General features: G+C 69.5%; 18 protein-coding genes and 1 pseudogene. 12 read left to right on the top strand and 7 right to left on the bottom strand.

The genetic code is table 11. The features are described 5' to 3' along the window. Window positions 1-289: 289 nt before the first annotated feature. Window positions 290-1513: a cytochrome P450 family protein gene (locus tag AC0685_RS38810; RefSeq protein ID WP_478230054.1), complete on the bottom strand. Its 1224-nt coding sequence runs from the start codon at window positions 1511-1513 to the stop codon at window positions 290-292. A 147-nt stretch (window positions 1514-1660) separates the two neighbouring features. Between AC0685_RS38810 and AC0685_RS38805 the strand changes: the two genes are divergently transcribed. Then, the gene (locus AC0685_RS38805) at window positions 1661-3142 is read left to right on the top strand and encodes a GGDEF domain-containing protein (RefSeq protein WP_478230053.1); all 1482 of its coding nucleotides are present in this window, start codon (window positions 1661-1663) and stop codon (window positions 3140-3142) included. 16 nt (window positions 3143-3158) lie between these two features. Here AC0685_RS38805 and AC0685_RS38800 read toward each other — a convergent pair whose 3' ends face one another. Next, window positions 3159-4106, bottom strand: coding sequence for a phosphatase PAP2 family protein (locus AC0685_RS38800; RefSeq protein ID WP_478230052.1), 948 nt, complete (start codon window positions 4104-4106; stop codon window positions 3159-3161). Between the two features lie 110 nt (window positions 4107-4216). Here AC0685_RS38800 and AC0685_RS38795 point away from each other — a divergent pair, with 110 nt between their 5' ends. From AC0685_RS38795 to AC0685_RS38780, 4 genes are all read left to right on the top strand, one after another. After that, window positions 4217-4906: a response regulator gene (locus AC0685_RS38795; RefSeq protein WP_478230051.1), complete on the top strand. Its 690-nt coding sequence runs from the start codon at window positions 4217-4219 to the stop codon at window positions 4904-4906. After that, window positions 4903-6315: an ATP-binding protein gene (locus AC0685_RS38790; protein ID WP_478230050.1), complete on the top strand. Its 1413-nt coding sequence runs from the start codon at window positions 4903-4905 to the stop codon at window positions 6313-6315. Before AC0685_RS38795 ends, AC0685_RS38790 begins: the two co-directional genes overlap by 4 nt. Beyond that, window positions 6312-6809, top strand: a complete 498-nt coding sequence (locus AC0685_RS38785) for a hypothetical protein (RefSeq protein ID WP_478230049.1) — start codon at window positions 6312-6314, stop codon at window positions 6807-6809. The genes AC0685_RS38790 and AC0685_RS38785 overlap by 4 nt, the downstream gene beginning before the upstream one ends. Before the next feature lie 196 nt (window positions 6810-7005). Beyond that, a complete protein-coding gene (locus tag AC0685_RS38780) occupies window positions 7006-7689 on the top strand; it encodes a VldE C-terminal domain-containing protein (RefSeq protein ID WP_478230048.1) in 684 nt (227 codons plus the stop codon). Here the strand turns inward: AC0685_RS38780 and rnhA are convergent. Continuing rightward, a complete protein-coding gene (gene rnhA, locus AC0685_RS38775) occupies window positions 7686-8168 on the bottom strand; it encodes a ribonuclease HI (protein WP_478230047.1) in 483 nt (160 codons plus the stop codon). The two genes, AC0685_RS38780 and rnhA, sit on opposite strands and share 4 nt — an antisense overlap. Before the next feature lie 21 nt (window positions 8169-8189). Then, window positions 8190-9380: a DNA polymerase IV gene (gene dinB, locus AC0685_RS38770; RefSeq protein WP_257487584.1), complete on the bottom strand. Its 1191-nt coding sequence runs from the start codon at window positions 9378-9380 to the stop codon at window positions 8190-8192. Between the two features lie 85 nt (window positions 9381-9465). Between dinB and AC0685_RS38765 the strand changes: the two genes are divergently transcribed. Next, window positions 9466-9588 (top strand): hypothetical protein, encoded by a 123-nt coding sequence (locus AC0685_RS38765; RefSeq protein WP_478230046.1) that lies wholly within the window; start codon window positions 9466-9468, stop codon window positions 9586-9588. Beyond that, window positions 9585-10241, top strand: coding sequence for a hypothetical protein (locus AC0685_RS38760; RefSeq protein WP_478230045.1), 657 nt, complete (start codon window positions 9585-9587; stop codon window positions 10239-10241). Before AC0685_RS38765 ends, AC0685_RS38760 begins: the two co-directional genes overlap by 4 nt. On the opposite strand, the gene AC0685_RS38755 is transcribed toward AC0685_RS38760, so the two are convergent. Continuing rightward, window positions 10201-10494: a putative quinol monooxygenase gene (locus tag AC0685_RS38755; protein ID WP_478230044.1), complete on the bottom strand. Its 294-nt coding sequence runs from the start codon at window positions 10492-10494 to the stop codon at window positions 10201-10203. The two genes, AC0685_RS38760 and AC0685_RS38755, sit on opposite strands and share 41 nt — an antisense overlap. Before the next feature lie 25 nt (window positions 10495-10519). Then, entirely contained in the window at window positions 10520-10939 is a 420-nt protein-coding gene (locus tag AC0685_RS38750) for a DUF6010 family protein (protein ID WP_478230043.1), read from the bottom strand. A gap of 92 nt (window positions 10940-11031) precedes the next feature. On the opposite strand from AC0685_RS38750, the gene AC0685_RS38745 reads away from it, so the two are divergent. Next, the gene (locus AC0685_RS38745; protein WP_478230042.1) at window positions 11032-11970 is read left to right on the top strand and encodes a GlxA family transcriptional regulator; all 939 of its coding nucleotides are present in this window, start codon (window positions 11032-11034) and stop codon (window positions 11968-11970) included. On the opposite strand, the gene AC0685_RS38740 is transcribed toward AC0685_RS38745, so the two are convergent. Continuing rightward, window positions 11967-12257, bottom strand: coding sequence for a hypothetical protein (locus AC0685_RS38740; protein WP_478230041.1), 291 nt, complete (start codon window positions 12255-12257; stop codon window positions 11967-11969). The genes AC0685_RS38745 and AC0685_RS38740 overlap by 4 nt on opposite strands. Before the next feature lie 118 nt (window positions 12258-12375). Here AC0685_RS38740 and AC0685_RS38735 point away from each other — a divergent pair, with 118 nt between their 5' ends. From AC0685_RS38735 to AC0685_RS38720, 4 genes and pseudogenes are all read left to right on the top strand, one after another. After that, window positions 12376-13635, top strand: a complete 1260-nt coding sequence (locus AC0685_RS38735; RefSeq protein WP_478230040.1) for an MFS transporter — start codon at window positions 12376-12378, stop codon at window positions 13633-13635. 316 nt (window positions 13636-13951) lie between these two features. Beyond that, window positions 13952-15250 (top strand): GGDEF domain-containing protein, encoded by a 1299-nt coding sequence (locus AC0685_RS38730; RefSeq protein ID WP_478230039.1) that lies wholly within the window; start codon window positions 13952-13954, stop codon window positions 15248-15250. 133 nt (window positions 15251-15383) lie between these two features. After that, window positions 15384-16082 (top strand): hypothetical protein, encoded by a 699-nt coding sequence (locus tag AC0685_RS38725; RefSeq protein WP_478230038.1) that lies wholly within the window; start codon window positions 15384-15386, stop codon window positions 16080-16082. A gap of 344 nt (window positions 16083-16426) precedes the next feature. Then, window positions 16427-17637 (top strand): annotated as a pseudogene (locus AC0685_RS38720) (HNH endonuclease signature motif containing protein). Window positions 17638-17699: the final 62 nt, after the last annotated feature.

Below are 17699 nucleotides of genomic sequence, written 5' to 3'. Positions count from 1 at the left end.
TAAGCGACGCGCCGTGACGGGCTCGTCGATGAACCTGGCGCGCTTGACCGTCCACAAGGGACACCGGTTCAGGTCGCAGCGTCCCTTATGGGCGCTTTGCGCGGGGTCGTGAGTGGCAATGATCGTTCTAACCCTCTTTGCCACTCACGACCTCCGCCCTGAACTGTACGAACAGACATCAACCGGTCATTTCGTCGCCCAAAGTATCCTTTGTGGACACTCCAGGTGCGGCCTGCTCCCGTACTCGTCCAGCACCACGCCACGAAGCGCTCCTCACCACTCACGACCCTCACGAAAGCCGCACCGGCAGGTTGTGCAGGCCCCGGGTGATCGCGCTCGGCCACCACACAAGCCGGTCCTCCGGCACGGTCAACGTCATCGACGGCGCGCGGCCGAACAACGTCTCCAGCGCCGCGGACGCCTGCATCCGCGCGAGCGCGGCGCCGATGCAGATATGCGGGCCGACACCGAAGGCCACGTGCCGCACCGGCCGCTCGCCCGGCCGGAAGGCGAGCGGTTCGGGGTGCACCTCCGGATCGCGATTGGCCGCCAGCAACGACAACAGGATCGGATCGCCCGCCTCCATCCGCTGCCCGGCGAGTTCCATCGGTTCGGTGACGAATCGCCAGCTCGTGTTCTGCAGCGGGGTGTCGCGGCGCAGGACCTCCTCGATGACGAGCGTCAGGTGCGCGCCGTCGGCGCGGGCGCGGGCCGCCTCCTCCGGATGCGTGATGAGGGTCAGCGCGGTGGACACGATGAGGCTGATCGTCGTCTCGTGCCCGGCGATCAGGGAGAGGAACGCCGTCGCGGCGACCTCTTCGGTGGTCAGTTTCCCGGCGGCCTCCTGTGCGAGGAGGTCGCTGATCAGGTCCGCACCCGGTTCGGCGCGTTTGCGGGCGACGACGTCGGCGAGCAACGCGTCCAGGTCATCGGTCGCCTTGAGCATCGACGCCATGTCCGTGACGTCGCCGGCGGCGACCACCAGCGCGGGCGGGCGGACCTCGTCCAGCAGGCTGTCCGGGATACCGATCAGCTCGCAGATCGACCGGATTCCCAGTGGATAGGCGAAATCCTCGACGAGGTCGCCTTCGCCCCTGTCCAGTATCGGGTCGAGCAGTTCGTTCGCGAGCCGATGCGTGCGGTCGCGCATGTGCCGCAGCCGCCGCGGGCCGAACGCACCGGCACAGGCCTTGCGCAGCCGTGCGTGTTCTTCGCCCTCGAAGTTGTTCATATGCCCGATGAGCGTCGGCCGGTGATCGGCGGGCAGCCCGAGATTGGCCTTGCGCCAGTGGTCCGCCGCGACGGACGGGCATTTGGACAAACGCGGGTCGGCCATCGCGGAAACGACGTCCGCGTGCCGGGTCAGCAGCCAGGCCCAGGTGTCGCCGGGAAGCGGAAGCCGGAACGCGGGGGCGTTCGCCCGGAGCCATTCGTAAGCGGGTGAGGGATCCCTGTCGAATTCCGGGCCGGACAGCATGGGAACCGCGGCGGCGTCGTATGCGGCATCAGGCATACGAGCCACGATGCCAGCTCGTGGCGGAAGAGCGTCCGGCGAACGCGGGTATCGGCCTGTCTCACGCGATCGTCAACGCGGTCCCCCTGTCACCCCCTTGTGGTGACCCAGCAAGATCGAAGCGGGTGCGGTGCGTAGCGGTGGGAGGTGACCCTCGTCAGCGAGTTCGGCAAGCACGACCCTGACGCGGTTTCGGTGCGGCCGCGCGGTTCGCTCCGGAGTTTCGCCGACACCGTCGGCCTCGCCGCCGCCCGCGTCTGGCGGCTGCGTGGCCGTGCCTGGAACACCCTGCGGCATCCGGCGGGGTGGGAACTGTGGCGGCTGCCGCCCGCGGCGGTCTTCTGGATGCTCGGCACCGAGATCGCGGTCGCGGCCTGGGCGCTGTACAGCGGTTTCAAGGCCTCCACCACGACCACCGATCTCGTCCGCTTCGGCGTGATCGCGTGTTGCGCGGTCTGGTATGTCGTCCAGACGCAGCATCCCGAGGAGCAGCGCCGAGCCGACGACCGGCGCGGCGAACACATCGACCAGACCGCCGTCTGGCTGGGCGGCGGGGCCGTCCTGCTGCCGCCCGCGTTGTCACTCGCGCTGCTGCTGATGGTGCGCGTGCAGCGCTACTCCATCGCGCACAAGGCGATGACGACGTTCCTCTTCACCACCGCCGCGCACGCCGCCTCCATTCTCGGCGTGCACACGATCACCGAACTGACGGCACTGCACACCTGGCTCGAATCGGGCACGCTCCCCCAGCGACCGGGTGACATCGCGGTCGCCGCCGTCGCGCTGGTGGGTGCCGCGCTCTGGTACTTCGCGTCGCAGACGCTCCTGATCAGCATCGCGCGCGGCCTCGCGTGGGGCGGCTGGCGGCGGCAGAAGCTGATCGGCAGCTGGGCCGACAACGCGGACTTCGTCTACGCGCTGCAACTCGCCGCGTGCACCACGATCCTCGGCGCGGTCAACATCGCGCTGGTGCCGCTCGTGATGATCGGGGTCGCGCTGCGGTCGACCCGGCTCTCGCAGGTGCTGGCGGACACGATCGCGCGCAGCCAGCGTGACCGGAAGACCGGACTGCTGACCGAGGATTCCTTCCACGCCCCCGCGGCCCTGCGGCTGCTCGAAGACCAGACCGGACGGCGGCCGACGGCGTTCCTGATGCTGGACCTCGACCATTTCAAGCAGTGGAACGACAAGTACGGGCATTCCGGCGGCGACATCGTGCTCGGGTGCGTCAGTGCCGTGCTGCGGCAGAACACCCGCTCCACCGACATCGTCGGGCGCTGGGGCGGCGAGGAGTTCTCGGTACTGCTGCCGGACACCACCCGCGAAGAGGCGATGCGGATCGCCGAGCGGATCCGGGCGGCCGTCGCGAAGACCGCCATCACCGGCCTGACCGAACTCGCCAGCGGGCACGCCACCAACGAGCCCCGCGCGGTGGGGCCGATCCACGGCTGCACCGTGTCGATCGGCGTCGGGCTCTCGCCCGAACACTCGACGGACTATGGCGAGCTCTTCCGCGCGGCCGACGCGGCCATGTACCAAGCGAAACGGAGCGGGCGGAACCGCGTGGTCGTGGCACCGTCCGCCGTCCCGCCTTCGCCCCGGACGACTGACACGCGTTTAGTCCTCTGAATGCGTTCGGCGAGCGTCAGCGGCGGGTCACGAGGCGGGTCTCGAGCAGATCACCGACCACGCGGGTCTCCACGCCGGTCCTCCGCTCGAACGCGGAGCCGCGCAACGGCCACAGCGCGACCAGCACGACACCCACCGCCGCGCAAGCGGCCAGCACCAGCGCGGCGACGAACTGGGCGGCTCCGGCGGTCGCCGTGCTCAGCACCGCGAAGCCGATCAGGACGATCACGGTGGGCAGCACCGCGGCCAGCGCGACCAGGAAAGCGGGGGTGCGGCGCAGGTCCCGGCGCCGGGTGGTCAGCCAGGCGGCGAGCAGGCAGGCGAACGACGCAGCCAGCAGGCAGGCACCCGCCGTGTCGCTGAGCCGATGCCAGCCCAGCGCGATGGTCGACGACGCGACCCAGGCGACGGCGACGCCGCCGATCCCGATGATCGCCGGGCGGAATCGTTGCGGCAGAACGAAAGCGAGCGCCATCAGAATGGCCATGGCGGCGCTGACGTGCCCGCTGGGGAAGCTGTTGTGCCCCGGCCCGCGGCCGCCGTCGGGCAGTTCGGGGCGGACGAGGATGTAGAGCTTGAGCAACTGCGCGGCGACGAGCGGGAGCACGAGGACGCTCAGCGCGGGGACCAGGAGGCCGGGTTTGCGCCGGAGCAGCGCCAGGACGACCAGCCCGATCCCGGCGGCGCCGATCACGAGCACCATGTCCTGGTCACGCAGCGGCCCCGCCCAGTCCATTGTGGACCACTGGCCGGACTGGGCGCTGCGGACGACACCGTTCTCCGCGAGCTGCCCGGCCGACGTGTACACGAAGAGCACATAGGTGACGAGGAACGCGACGGCCAGTCCCAGTCCGGTGGCGAGCTGGAACACGGCCCTGGAGAGGGTCCGCCTGGTCTCGGCGTGCCGTCCCGGCAGCGGACGGCGGGCGGGGGTCGGCTTCGCTTCGTGGATGAGTAGGGCCATGCGTCTCACTGTCCCCACGGCGTTTAGCCATGAGGTCCGGACAATGTCATGGTTCTGCTACAAGATCGAGCCGAGTCGCACACGCGCGGCGACATCCGAATAATGGCGGCGTGGCAAGTGTCCTTTTGATCGAAGACGACGCGTCCGTGCGGGAGGGGCTGGAACTCGCGCTGCGCCGGCAGGCGCACACCGTCCACACCGCCGAGAGCGGTGAGCTCGGGCTGGAGAAACTGCGGGTGTTCCAGCCCGACATCGTCGTGCTGGACCTGATGCTGCCCGGCATCGACGGCTTCGAGACCTGCCGCCGCATCCGCTCGGCGGGCGAGGTGCCGATCATCATGCTCACCGCCCGCAGCGACGACTTCGACATCGTGGCCGGGCTGGAGGCAGGCGCCGACGACTACGTGACCAAGCCGATCGAACCCCGCGTGCTCGACGCCCGGATCCGGGCGGTGCTGCGGCGCGCGGTGAGCGAGAAGCCCGCGAACGACGACGCCGCCGGGGAGCGGCACGGCGGCCTGGTCATCGACCGGGCGGGCCTGGTGGTCACGAAGAACGGCGAGCCGGTCTCGCTCACCCCGACCGAGCTGAAACTGCTGCTGGAGCTGTCGCGCACGCCAGGACAGGTCTACAGCCGCCAGCAGATCCTCTCCGCCGTCTGGGACCACGACTACCTCGGCGACTCCCGGCTGGTCGACGCCTGTATCCAGCGGCTGCGCGCGAAGATCGAAGACGTCCCCGCGAAGCCCGAACACGTCCAGACCGTCCGCGGCTTCGGGTACCGGTTCGGCCGTTCATGAGGCTGCTCTCCGGGCTGCGGCCCCGGCTCATCCTGGCCTTCGCCGCGATGACGATCATCGGGGCGGCGGCCGCGGCGGGGGCCAGTTACGTGTCGGCGAGGAACGCGATCCTCAAGTCCGTCCAGGACGCGGCGATGGATCAGCTGAAGGACCGGGTCGGCGCCTACGACCGCCCGCTGTCCACGCCACCGACCCAGGACGAGCTCAACGACTTCGCGGGCAGCCTGCGGTTGAACGCCGTCGCGGTCCACGGGACCCTGCGGTCGGTCAACGGCCCCGACCTGACCCGGTTCTCGACCGAACTGCGGCGGACGGTCGCGGGCGACATCCGGATCCAGTTCCAGCGGCTGGACCGCGACACCGGCCCCGAACTCCAGGTCGGCCTGCCGGTGCTGACGCGGCAGCCCGACGGGTCGCTGGGGGCCAGCGGCATCGAGGTGTACTCGCTCACCTCGCTCGTCCAGCAGCAACAGGCCATCGACGAACTCGCGAAATCGGCCTGGCAGATGGCCGCGCTCGTCCTTCCGCTGGCCGCGGCGCTCGCCCTGCTCGCGGCGAGACAGGTGCTGAGACCGGTACGCGCGCTCAACACCGCCGCCGCCCAGCTCGGTGAGGGCAGGCTCGACGTCCGGCTGCCCGCCAAGGGGTCCGACGAGCTGGCCGAACTGGTCACGACCTTCAACAACACCGCCGCCGAATTGGAACGCACGGTCGGCGAGGTGAGAGCCATGGAGGCCGACGCCCGCCGGTTCGTCGCCGACGTCTCGCACGAGCTCCGCACGCCACTCGCGGCGATGAACGCGGTCACCGACGTCCTCGACGAGGACGCGGACACCCTGCCGCCCGACACCGCCGTCGCGGCACGGCTGGTCTCGGGCGAGACCCGGAGGCTGACCCGGCTGGTCCAGGACCTGGTCGAGATCTCCCGGTTCGACGCGGGCCGCGCCGAACTCGTGCTCGACGAATGGGATCTCGCGACGGCGATCCGGGACAGTCTCGACGCCCGCGGCTGGCGCGAGGGCGAAGACCTGGTCACGGACCTGCCGGAAGGCGTCCTCGCCCGCGTCGACCGGCGGCGGCTCGACCTGATCGTGGCCAATCTCGTCGGCAACGCGTTCCGGCACGGCGCGGCCCCGGTCGAAGTCCGTCTGCGCGCCGGTGACGACGGCGTCACCCTGGCGGTCGAGGATCACGGGCCCGGTATCGATCCCGAGGTCCTGCCGCATGTGTTCGACCGGTTCACCAAGGCCGACACCGCCCGTGCCCGCTCCGAGGGCAGCGGGCTCGGCTTGGCGATCGCACTGGAGAACGCTCGCCTGCACGGTGGCGACATCACCGCCACCGACACCGGGCACGGCGCCCGGTTCATCCTGCGCCTGCCGCACCGCACCGAAGGAGGGACGCGATGAGAAGGACCAGGGTATTGCCCGCTCTCGCGGCCGCGACGCTGGTGGCGGCCTGCGGCGTCCAGCCGACCGGCGTCGTCCCGGCCGGGCCCGGCCCGTCGATCCGCGCGACCACGGGGACCTACGTTCGCGCCGGTCTGACGCTGTACTTCGTCTCCGACGGCCGTGTCATCCCGGTGACCCGGCCAACCGAAGGCTTCATCTCCCCCGAAGGCGCGATCACGCTGCTGTTGAAGGGGCCGACGGAGCGGGAAGCCGCACAGGGGCTCACCACGTTCGTCCCGCCGGAGATCGGGCGGGTCGAGGTGTATTCGGGCAACCCGACGTCCATCGTGCTGCCGTTCTCCGTCCGCAAATTGTCCAACCAGGCCATCAACCAGCTGGTCTGCACGACGATCGCGGCCTCGGCGGACACCGGACGGGCTCCGGTCATCCCGGGCGTGAACGTGTCCTCACCGGACGACAAGATGTACTTCCAATCCTGCAAAGCGGACTGAATTCGTCACTCACAGTGCTCACATAAAAGCACTTCTTGTGTCTGTACGGACATGAGCCCCTTTTGGTTCAACGATCAAGGTAACTGTGGGCGAACACACTCGGGCGTGACATTGCCGTGTCCTTTTCGTAATGTTGCCCGGAGCTCGCGGCCCCCGACGCGAGTTCCCGTCCCCGAAGTGGTGAGTGATCAGAGAAATGGCCGGCAGACATCGCAAGAACAAGGCTCCGCAGTGGAAGCTCCCCGCGGGTATCGCGGCAGCGGTCGCCACGGCGCTCCCGGCGTCGATGTGGCTGACCACCGCAGGTTCCCCCGACGTCGAAGCGGCCAGTGCCGCACTCGCGGTGAAGGCTCCCCCGGCCTCCAGCGTGACGCCCCCGCCGTCGACCAGCAGCACCCCGCCCTCCAGCACAAGCCCTACCCCCTCAACGGCCCCCTCCCCCGCGACCTCCTCGGCTCCCCCGAAGCCGACGACGTCGACCAAGGCCCCCGCCCCGGTCAAGAAGACCGTGCCCGCCGCGACGGCGTGTTCCACCGACCTCGCCGGCACCAAACCGCACGTGGCCCAGGTCGGTAACCACGTCAAGGCGAAGTTCGGCGTCAAGAACGTCGGCGGTGTCGCCGGCCGGGCGAACGCCAGCGACCACCCCTCCGGCCTCGCGCTGGACTTCATGGTGGACACCGCCACCGGCAACGCCATCGCCGAGTACCTCCTGGCCAACCAGAAGGACTTCGGTGTCACCTACGTCATCTGGCGTCAGCGCTACAACGACGGCAGCGGCTGGGACACCATGGAGGACCGCGGCGGCGCGACCGCCAACCACATGGACCACGTCCACGTCTCCTTCGCCAAGAGCGCGAAGGTGAACGTCAGCTGCTAACGATTCCGGGCGGGCCGCTCGCCGGGCTGGATCACCGGTCGTCCGACGACCTCTTCCACGCCTTTGACGGCGAGCCGGTCCGCCCGCTCGTTCTCCGGATGCCCGGCGTGGCCCTTGACCCAATGCCATGCGACGTCGTGCCGTGAGGCGGCTTCGTCGAGACGGCGCCACAGGTCGGCGTTCTTGACCGGTGTCTTGGCCGAGGTCATCCAGCCGTTGTTCTTCCAGTTCCGCACCCAGCTGGTGATGCCGTTCCGGACGTAGGTGCTGTCGGTGTAGATGTCGACGGTCACCCGGCGCTTCAGGCTTTCCAGCGCCTCGATGGGCGCGGTCAGTTCCATCCGGTTGTTCGTGGTGGGCCCGGGATCCCCGCCGTAGATCTCCTTCTCGACGGTGCCGTACCGCAGCACCGCGCCCCAGCCGCCGGGACCGGGATTCCCGCTGCACGCGCCATCGGTGTAGATCTCGACTTCCGCCACCGGGACACCCTAGCGACGGGGTCAGTCCGGCAGCAGCGGCACCCACGGCCGCTCAGCCTGCCCGAGATGCACCGCACGCGTGATGGATTTCGACCCGAACCGGTCCCGGACGGTGTCGAGCGTCGAATCGAGCGCGTCCCTCGGCTTCGCCCCGAACGGCAAGGCCAGCTGGATCGCGTCGTCCTTCGACAGATTCGTGAGCGCGAGCCCGATCAGCGTGAGCCCGCGTTCGTCGATCAGCGGTCTCGCCGCCGCGAGCAGGTCACGGGCCGCCGCGACGATCGCGCCGGTCTGTTCCGTCGCCTCCATGAGGGTGTGCGAACGCGTCGCCTTCGTGAAGTCGGCGAACCGCATCCGCAGCACGACGGTGCGGCACACCCGGTGCGCCGCCCGCAGACGGCGGGCGAGGCGATCGGCAAGGGTCAGCAGCATCGCGTCGAGTTCGGCGGGTGACCGCGGCCTGCTCCCGAGCGCGTGCTGCGCCCCGATCGACCGGCGGCGACGGCCCGTCTGCACGCGGCGAGGGTCGTCGTTGTGGGACAGGGCGTGCAGATGGGCGCCGACGCCGCGGCCGAGCATCCGGACGAGTTCCTTCTCCCCGAACCCCTCCATCTGCCCGACCGTCGTCACGCCGCGCTCGCGCAGCTTCCGCGCCGTCACCTTGCCGACACCCCACAACCGCTCGACCGGGAGCGGGTGCAGGAACTCCAGCTCCTTGTCGTGCGGCACGACGAGGAGGCCGTCGGGTTTCGCGACGCCACTGGCCACCTTCGCGAGGAACTTCGTCCTGGCCACGCCCACGGTGATCGGCAGGCCGACCTGCTCCAGGACGTCCTTGCGCAGCTTCGCCGCGATCCGGCTCGGTGTGCCCGCGATCTTCAGCAGCCCGCCGACGTCGAGGAAGGCCTCGTCGATCGAGATGCCTTCCACGAGTGGCGTCGTGTTGCCGAAGACCTCGAAGACCGCCTTGCTCGCCGCCGAATACGCGTGCATCCGGGGCGGAACCACGATCGCGTCCGGGCACAACCGCCGCGCCTGGCCGCCGCCCATCGCCGTGCGGACGCCGAACGCCTTGGCCTCGTAACTGGCCGCCAGCACCACACCGCCGCCGACGATGACCGGCCGCCCGCGCAGTTTGGGGTCGTCACGCTGCTCGACCGACGCGTAGAACGAGTCCAGGTCGGCATGCAGGATGGGCCCCTCGGTCGTCATAGAACATATGTTCGCATCAAACGGCCCAACGACCAAGCGCCCCGCTAACCTGGCCCTGGTCGACGCAGTGAAAAAAGGGGGCCACATGCGGCGACTCTCACCAGGGGCGACAGCGGCGGCCGCGGGAGTGGCCGCCCTGACCTCGATCGCGGCCGGCGTGGTGGGAAACCTGGCGACCGGCACCGTCGGTGAGATCAGCGCCGGATGAAACCGGTCATCTGGACGGGGCTCGGCCTCTTGGCGGCCGCACTGACGTTCTCGGCGATCCAGAACGCCTTGAGATCCGCGCGCGATCCGGCGTCCGCCACCGATGTCCCGGACGCCGGATCAGCCGAGCACGGCGAACGCGATCGCCGGGCGACGCCGTGGCAGGTCAAGGCGGTGCTCACGGTTTGGGCCCTGATCGTCATCGTCGGTCTTGCCGGTACCGCGCTCGCGTTCACCTCGCCGGGTTTCTTGGACATCGGCGAGATCTACCTCTCGTCCTTCCAGCTCCAGCCCAATACAAGGGGCGGCTGGGAGGTCACCGCTCCCGCCGGCATCGCGATAGGCGTCGCAATATTCGCGTGGTGTATCCCCCCGTTCCTCGCTGGCGCGCACGCCTACCGCGCCGTTCCTGTTTCCGTCGGCGAAACAACTCGCACACTCGCCGCGGGCGTCGCGTTCGCCGGCGCCGGCTGGTCCGTCTTCGCCGGAACCCTCGCCGTCGCGGCGGCACTCCGGCAGCTGGTGTCGCCGGCGGCCGCCCTTTACGTGGCGCTGATCGGTCTCCTGGCCCTGATCTTCACCGCGTGGGGTTGGGCCAAGGAAGCGGAAACGCTCAGTCGAACGGCGGCCCAGAACAGGAAACCCGGTGCTTGAAGACCTCTCCGTCCCGGATCTCGGCGGAGTACGTCGGCCTCGGCGAGATCGCGCGCCAGGCGTTCAGCACCTCCTCCGACTCCCAGTACTCGAAGATGTTCACCCGGCCCGGCTCGAGCGTGTCCGCCGCGATCACCACGTCGAGACACCCGGGGTGGGCCCGCGCCTTCTCGACGATCACCTGGTGCCCGGCCACGTACCGGTCCCTCTCCTCCGGATCGACGTACACCTTGCCCGCCACGATCACGGTCATCTCCACATCCCTTCGTCCGGTCGGTTCACCCCACCGACGAACGCGGACGCCGGGAACCGACACGGGCGCGGACGAAATCCGTCACCGATCGTCCGCCGGCGAAACACCAGATCGCGATCACCGGGTCGCAGATCGCGCAGCCGAACGACGAATGCTCGGCGAACGGGATGATCGGGGCACCCTTGAGGTGGTGGACGACGTCCCAGCCGGTGTGCAGCAGCCAGGCGATACCGATGAACGTCCAGGATTCGAGGCCGAGGTAAGCCACATAGGTCACGAGCGCGGTGAACGCGAACTCCCAGATCCCGAGGCCGCCACCGCTCAGATAGGCGGCGCCCGCCCCCGCCACCATGACCGCGTTGAAGCGGCGGCGGTGCGGTTCGTGGATCAGCGACATCAGCACGACGTAGACGAGGCCGACGAGAATCGGCGCGATGATCATCATGGCTTGACGCTAGAACCGGCCGGGGTCCGCTCCCAGTGGCGTGAACGACGCCTTCCAACGGGATCTCGCCATCGGGTGGATACGGTGCGGTCATGCACACCGTCGCGGTCCTCGCCCTGGACAAGGTGATCCCGTTCGACCTCTCGACGCCGATCGAGGTCTTCACCCGGACCCGGCTCGCCGACGGCAGCGCCGGTTACCGGCTGCTCGTCTGCGCCGAACACCCGGACGTCGACGCCGGGCACTTCACCCTGCGCGCGCCGTGGGGACTCGAGGTGCTGCGCGAGGCCGGCACGATCATCGTCCCCGGCACCGCGGATCCGACCGGACCGTTGCCGGAAACCGTCCGCGACGCGCTCACGTCGGCCGCCGCGAGAGGCACGCGGATGGCCTCGATCTGTTCCGGCACCTTCGTTCTCGCCGCCGCGGGCCTGCTCGACGGCCTCCGCGCCACCACGCACTGGGTCGCCGCCGAAGCGCTGGCCGCGGCGTACCCCGGAATCGAGGTCGACCCGGACGTACTCTATGTCGACAACGGGCAGATCCTGACGTCCGCGGGCGCCGCCGCCGGCCTGGATCTGTGCCTGCACCTGATCCGGCGGGACCACGGCTCCGCGATCGCCGCCGACGCGGCCCGCCTTTCGGTCATGGCGCTGGAACGTGAGGGCGGCCAGGCGCAGTTCATCGCGTTGCGGCATCCGCCCGCTCCCCGCGGCGCGGCCTTGGAACCCACCCTCCTCTGGATGCAGGAGAATCTCGCGCGCGAACTCACCTTGGCCGACATCGCCGCACGCGCCGGGATGAGCACGCGCACGCTGATCCGCCACTTCCGCGAGCAGACCGGGACGACACCACTGCAGTGGCTGCACCGGGCGAGAGTCCGGCAGGCGCAGCATCTGCTGGAGACCACTCAGTACGCCGTCGAACGGATCGGCACCGAAGTCGGTTTCGGTTCGCCCACAGCGTTCCGCGACCGGTTCAAGCGCACGACGGGCGTCAGCCCCGGCACCTATCGACGCGCTTTCCGTTAAGCGGCGCGGGCCAGAGCGGTGTCCGAGGCCCGCGCCCGGGCCTGTTCCGCGAATCGCTTCCGGGCGGCGACGACTCTGAGCCAGCGTTCCGAGCGCTCGGCGTCCAGATCGGAGGTGGCGCGGGCGAGCACTTCGGCGGCGCGTGCGGCGGAATCGATCTCGGCGGCGGCGCCGAGGTAGTCGCCCGCGTCGATCAGCTTGCAGGCGTGACGCATCTCGGTTTGCGCGGTCGAGTAGATGGCGTAGGCGGCGAGGTTGTTCGCCAGCGGGCCCAGTGAATGCGACATCGGATTCTCCGTTCCTTCTCTTACTCACACGTCGAACGGGCACGCGCCGGTTCGACACGGCGGACGGATTTTTCTCGAGGGTTGCGCCGGGTGGCCGATTCACGACAGCCTGAAGCGCATGCCAGCCCGAGCGGCGTCGTTCCGCAGTGTCTTCGCGGTCGCCGGATTCCGCCGGATCTGGCTCGCGCATCTGCTCTCGGTCGCCGGCGACCAGCTGGCCAGGGTCGCGCTCACGGTGCTGGTGTTCGACCGGACGTCGTCGGCCGGGTGGGCCTCGGCGGCGTACGCGCTGACCTTCGTGCCCGATCTCCTCGGTGGCGCACTGGGCGGCATCGCGGACCGGTTCTCACGACGCACCGTGATGGTGGTGACCGACGTCGGCCGCGCCGTCCTGATCGCGCTGATGGCGGTGCCCGGGCTCCCGCTGCCCGTCGCGGCCGCGCTGTTGTTCCTCGTGCAGCTCATGGCCGGGCCGTTTCACGCGGCCCGGCAGGCGATGCTGCCGGATCTGCTCGATCCGGACCGGCTGGTCGTCGGCCAGGCCGTCATCTCGTCCACGTACCAGGCCGGGCTCGTGGTGGGCTTCGGCGCGGGGGCCGCCGTCGTCACCGGCCTCGGCGTGCCGGGTGCGCTGCTGATCGACGCGGGAACGTTCGCGCTGTCGGCGCTCATGCTCCGCTTCGGGCTCGAACGATTCCCACCCTCGGCACCCGCCCACCACGAACGCCCGTCCCTGATCGCGGGCTGCCGTCTGGTGGCACGCGACCGCAAGCTGCGCTGGCTGCTGCTCATCGCCTGCTGCTGCGGTTTCTACGTCGTGCCCGAGGGCCTCGCCGTCCCGGTCGCCGCCGAACTGGGCGGCGCGGGCGCGTTGCCGTGGTTGCTGGCCGCGAACCCGGTCGGTTCGGTGCTCGGCGGCATCCTGCTGAGCCGCGTCCCGCGCGAACGGCAGCTCCGGGTGCTGGGCGCGTTGGCGGTGGCGAGCAGCCTGGTGCTGATCCCGACCGGCTGGGCGCCGGGCCTGGTCACCATCGTCGTGCTGTGGACGATCTCGGGTGTGTTCTCCGCGCACGACATGATCACGCAGACGCAGTACAGCCTGGCCGCGCCGCCTGCCCATCGCGGTCAGGTGATCGGGGTCGCGATCGCGGCGTTGCGGACGGCTCAGGCGGCGGGGATCGCGGCGGCCGGGCTGCTGGCCCAGGTCGTCGCGCCGACCACCGTGGTCACCGTCGCGGCGGCCGCGGGTGTGGTGGTCGCCGCTGTCGCCGGGGTGGGCTGGTCACGGGCGGTGTCGTCCCGCCGCGGCCTGGCGGAATCCGAAGATCCCGTGGGGCCGGTCGGCGGGACGACACCCGTTGGCGAGCACGGTTCCTGACACATCACGTCCAGTTGTTGTCACGACGGGTCGTCCAGTTGTTGTCACGCACTACGTTCACCTCCCTTCGCGAAGCCGCGCGCCCGTGGGCGAGATCACTCACGTCCAGTTGTTGTCCCGCATGTCGTTCACCTCCCTCGAAATAGCGATCTATCCGGCAAAACGCTCACCAGTTGTTGTCCTGCATCGGTGCACCTCCCTCGTTTCGGTTGGGCTGTCCGGGGGAATTCGGCGCCGCCGGTCTTATCGTCCGGACAACGAGGGTCGTCGCCGTCCCGGTTCGATTACGGTGTAGATCACCGACGGAAGAGGGTGCGTGGACGGACGACTCGGCGGCGCGCGGCGGCGGCTCAGGGCCTGGCACCTGTGGAGCCTGCCGCGACCTGTGCGGTCCTACGTCCTGGTCGTGAATCTCATCGCAATCCTCTCGACCGCCGCCACGGCTTGGCTGATCCCGGTGACCGGTACCGACCTGGTCCGGTTCGGCGTCTTGACCCTGTGCGCGGCCATCGCGATCGAGGGCACCCGGCAGATCGAACGCCAACGGGAGTACGACAGAGCACCGTCGGTCGCCTACGTCGACACCAAGGCGGTGTGGAGCGTCGCCGCCGTCATCGCGCTGCCGCCGGTGCTCGCCGCCGCGATGGTCGTGGTGACCTACACCATCGCATGGCTGCGGATCTGGCCACGTCAACGGCCGGTTCTCCCCCATCGGTGGATCTTCTCCGCCGCGACGGTCCTCTGTGGCACGCAAGCCGCCGTCGTCGTCCTCAGCCTCGGCATGCGCCACTACCCCGGTGCGCCCGATTCCGGGCTGCTCGCCGGACTGGGCGACCTCGCCGTCATCATCGTGGCCGCGGCCTTGCGGTGGGCGATCAACACCGCGCTGGTGATGATCGCGATCGCGCTCTCGTCGCCGCCGAAGTCGATCAGCGAACTGTTCTCCGGGTTCGGCGACCAGATCCTCGAGGCGGGCGCGCTCGGCCTCGGTCTCGTGACGGCCGTCGTCCTCGTACAGGCCAACCCGCTCGTGCTGGTCGGGGTCGTCATCGCGCTGGTCGCGCTGCACCGCGGGCTCCTGCTGACGCAGTACCGGCGCGACGCGCACACCGACGCCACCACCGGTCTCGTCACGAAACGCCGCTGGCGTCAACTGGCCGAAGAGCAGCTGGGCCGGACGCGTGCCGGACGCAAACTCGGCGTGCTGTTCCTCGACCTCGACAATTTCAAGACGATCAACGACACCTACGGCCATCCCAACGGCGACCTCGTCCTGCGCGCCGTCGGCGACGCGCTGCGCGCCGAGATCCGCGAACAGGACGTCTGCGGGCGGTGGGGCGGCGAGGAGTTCGCGATCGTCATCCCGGACATCCACGGCGAGGAGACGCTGCTCCACGTGGCCGAACGGATCCGGCACCAGGTGGCGGTGGTGTCGGTCGCGCTGCCCGATCGCGACACTGTACTGACCGATCTGACGGTGTCGATCGGCGGGGCGCTGTATCCGGCGGCCGACATCACCAGCGTCGACGACCTGCTCGTCGCCACCGACATGGCGCTCTACCGAGCGAAACAAGGCGGCCGCAACAGGGTCGAATTGGCTCCGCCCGCGCAGTAGTCTCCCCTCGTCCGGGGAGGCGATTCGCTCGGGGTCCGGTCGGTCTGGTGGTCGCTATCCAGATCCTGGTGCTGACCTCGCCGCGGGGGAACGGCTCGACTGGGGTTATGTCGATCAGCCGCCGCTGACGCCCTTGCTCGCGAGGATCTCCACCGACGTCTTCGGCGCCACTCCCGCCGGCCTGCGCGTGGTCGCGACGCTGTGCGCCGCCGCGACGGTGATCCTGCTGGCACTGGTCGCCCGCGAGTTCGGCGGGGGTCGCGGCGCAAAGGTCCTCACCGCCGCGATGACCGCGCTGGCGGCGTTCGTCGTGGTGGACGGGCACGTGCTGGTCTGGAGCGCGCTGGGCCTGGCGGTTCTGCGTCTGTTCCGCACCGGCTGGCTCCCCGCTGGGATCCTGCTCGCGCTCGCGGTGGCCGCGCCGGCACTGATCTGGCAGGCTGCGCACGATTTCACTTTGCTGACCGTGGCTTCCGGCATCAGCGAGGACGACGGCGCGGAGAACCGGATCCTGTTCGTGCCGATGCAGTTGCTCTATCTCTCCCCTCTGGTCGTGCCGGTCTGGATCGCCGGAGGACTCAGGCTGTGGCGCGATCCTGAGCTGCGCTGGGCCCGCTCACTGGTGCTGGGCGGAAAACCGTACTACTCGGCGCCCTTCCTGTTGCTGCTCGCGGCCGCCGGCGCCGAACCCTGTCTGCGCGGGCTCGACCGTGCTTGGCGCCGCGCTCTCGCCGTCGGCCTCGCTTTCATGGGCGCGGCCGTGTCGCTACGGGCTTCCCGCGGTGCACTCGGGGCATATGTCCTATGCGGACCGGGGCCCTCCGCCCGCTGACGCTGTCGGCCCGGTGGTCGCCGTGGGGCCGTACCTTCAGGCGTGGTTCATCGGATGCCGCGAGGCGGCCGTGCACGACAACGGGCTCGGAGTGGAGAACGAGGAGCAGGGAGTGCGAATTTCCTTTTGTGCGGGGACTTCCCGGCCTGGGTCTTCGCTGTGGGGCGAGTTGCGGAATTACTGCTGATCGGGCCGTTGCCGGAAACGGCGATTGGAGAATAGCGTTGCCGTGTAACGGAAACCTCTTGGAGCCGGAAACTGTCGGTGGTCGGTTGTAGCTTCTGCGTGTGGACACACACAACGCCACTGTGGCGCTACTCAAGGAAATCACCTCATCCGATCTGCTGCGGGAGGTCAACGCCGCACTGGATTCATTGGAGGACAAGGATGCTGTCGACGCCGCCGTCGCGGCCTCGGAAGGAATCGCACGATTGGAGGCGGTCCGGTTCCGCGCGCTCGCGCAGCTGAACCGGCACCGCGACGGGGCGTCGAGTGTGGTGCAGGAGGTCGCGTTCGCCCTGTCCGTTGTGGACGGTCACGCAGGCGCCTTGGTGTCCACGGCGGCGGCGTTGACCACCCGCCTGCCCCGAACACTCGGACTACTGGACCGGGGACAAGTGGGGGGCTACGGGGCGATGAAGGTCGCGACCGCGACCGCGTGGCTGTCGGACGACGACGCCCGCGCGGTGGACGAGGTACTGGAAGACCGGCTGCCCGGCCGGAATTCCGAGCAGATCCGGAAGGCGGCGAACCACGCGGCGATGCTGGCCGACCGTGACGGCGCCGCCCGACGCGCGGAACGCCACCGTGCCGGGCGCCGGTTGTCGATCCGGCACGGCGAGACCGGGGTCGCCTCGATCGAGGTCGACGACGGCCCGGTGGAGAAAGTCGCCGCCGCCTACACCCGGATCGATCGCGAGGCACGCGCGCTCAAGGCCGGCGGGGAGACCCGCACCCTGGATCAGCTCCGCGCCGACGTGGCCCTCGATCTGCTGTTGGGTGGCCAAGGCGGCAAGAGTGAACGGTGCGAGGTGTTCCTCTACCTGGACCTCAACACCTACCTCGGGATCAACGAGGATCCCGCCGAACTGGCCGGACACGGCCACATCCCGGCGTCGTTGGCGCGGCAGATCGCGTCCGGGCCGGACACGGTCCTGCGGCGGATCATCACCGACCCACTCTCCGGGCAGGTCCTGGATTTGGGTCGGGACCGGTATCGGCCTACGGCGGGGTTGGGCGAGTTCGTACGGGTACGGGACCGGGAATGCCGAAGACCCGGCGTATCTGCCACCGCCCCGCCCAAACCTGCGACCTCGACCACTCCCTGCCCTGGCAACACGGCGGCCACACCGCCGACACCGAACTGATCGACCTGTGCCGCCGCGACCACCGCCTGAAAGACGAACCCGGCTGGATCTATCGACTGGGTTCGGACGGCACCCTCACCATCACCACACCCACCGGACACAGCTACGACAGCACACCACCACCACTACACGAACCCCGCACTGAGGTTCCCCCCAAACCGTGGAGGCATGGACTTAGAGGATCATGAGTTGTGCCTGAGAAGCGAAGGAAGTTCGATGCGGAGTTCCGTGAGGGAGCGGTCCGGATCGT

The sequence above is a fragment of the Amycolatopsis sp. NPDC043889 genome (assembly GCF_056435645.1).
This window is presented reverse-complemented; position numbering and strand designations above follow the sequence as displayed.

Excerpts from the sequence above, each read along its gene's own strand:
- AC0685_RS38765 (WP_478230046.1), top strand. The coding sequence starts at position 9,466 with ATGCGGCGACTCTCACCAGGGGCGACAGCGGCGGCCGCGGGAGTGGCC.
- AC0685_RS38800 (WP_478230052.1), bottom strand. The coding sequence starts at position 4,106 with ATGGCCCTACTCATCCACGAAGCGAAGCCGACCCCCGCCCGCCGTCCG.
- AC0685_RS38760 (WP_478230045.1), top strand. The coding sequence starts at position 9,585 with ATGAAACCGGTCATCTGGACGGGGCTCGGCCTCTTGGCGGCCGCACTG.
- AC0685_RS38755 (WP_478230044.1), bottom strand. The coding sequence starts at position 10,494 with ATGACCGTGATCGTGGCGGGCAAGGTGTACGTCGATCCGGAGGAGAGG.
- AC0685_RS38790 (WP_478230050.1), top strand. The coding sequence starts at position 4,903 with ATGAGGCTGCTCTCCGGGCTGCGGCCCCGGCTCATCCTGGCCTTCGCC.
- AC0685_RS38780 (WP_478230048.1), top strand. The coding sequence starts at position 7,006 with ATGGCCGGCAGACATCGCAAGAACAAGGCTCCGCAGTGGAAGCTCCCC.
- AC0685_RS38740 (WP_478230041.1), bottom strand. The coding sequence starts at position 12,257 with ATGTCGCATTCACTGGGCCCGCTGGCGAACAACCTCGCCGCCTACGCC.
- AC0685_RS38735 (WP_478230040.1), top strand. The coding sequence starts at position 12,376 with ATGCCAGCCCGAGCGGCGTCGTTCCGCAGTGTCTTCGCGGTCGCCGGA.
- AC0685_RS38785 (WP_478230049.1), top strand. The coding sequence starts at position 6,312 with ATGAGAAGGACCAGGGTATTGCCCGCTCTCGCGGCCGCGACGCTGGTG.
- dinB (WP_257487584.1), bottom strand. The coding sequence starts at position 9,380 with ATGACGACCGAGGGGCCCATCCTGCATGCCGACCTGGACTCGTTCTAC.
- AC0685_RS38750 (WP_478230043.1), bottom strand. The coding sequence starts at position 10,939 with ATGATGATCATCGCGCCGATTCTCGTCGGCCTCGTCTACGTCGTGCTG.
- AC0685_RS38810 (WP_478230054.1), bottom strand. The coding sequence starts at position 1,513 with ATGCCTGATGCCGCATACGACGCCGCCGCGGTTCCCATGCTGTCCGGC.
- AC0685_RS38745 (WP_478230042.1), top strand. The coding sequence starts at position 11,032 with ATGCACACCGTCGCGGTCCTCGCCCTGGACAAGGTGATCCCGTTCGAC.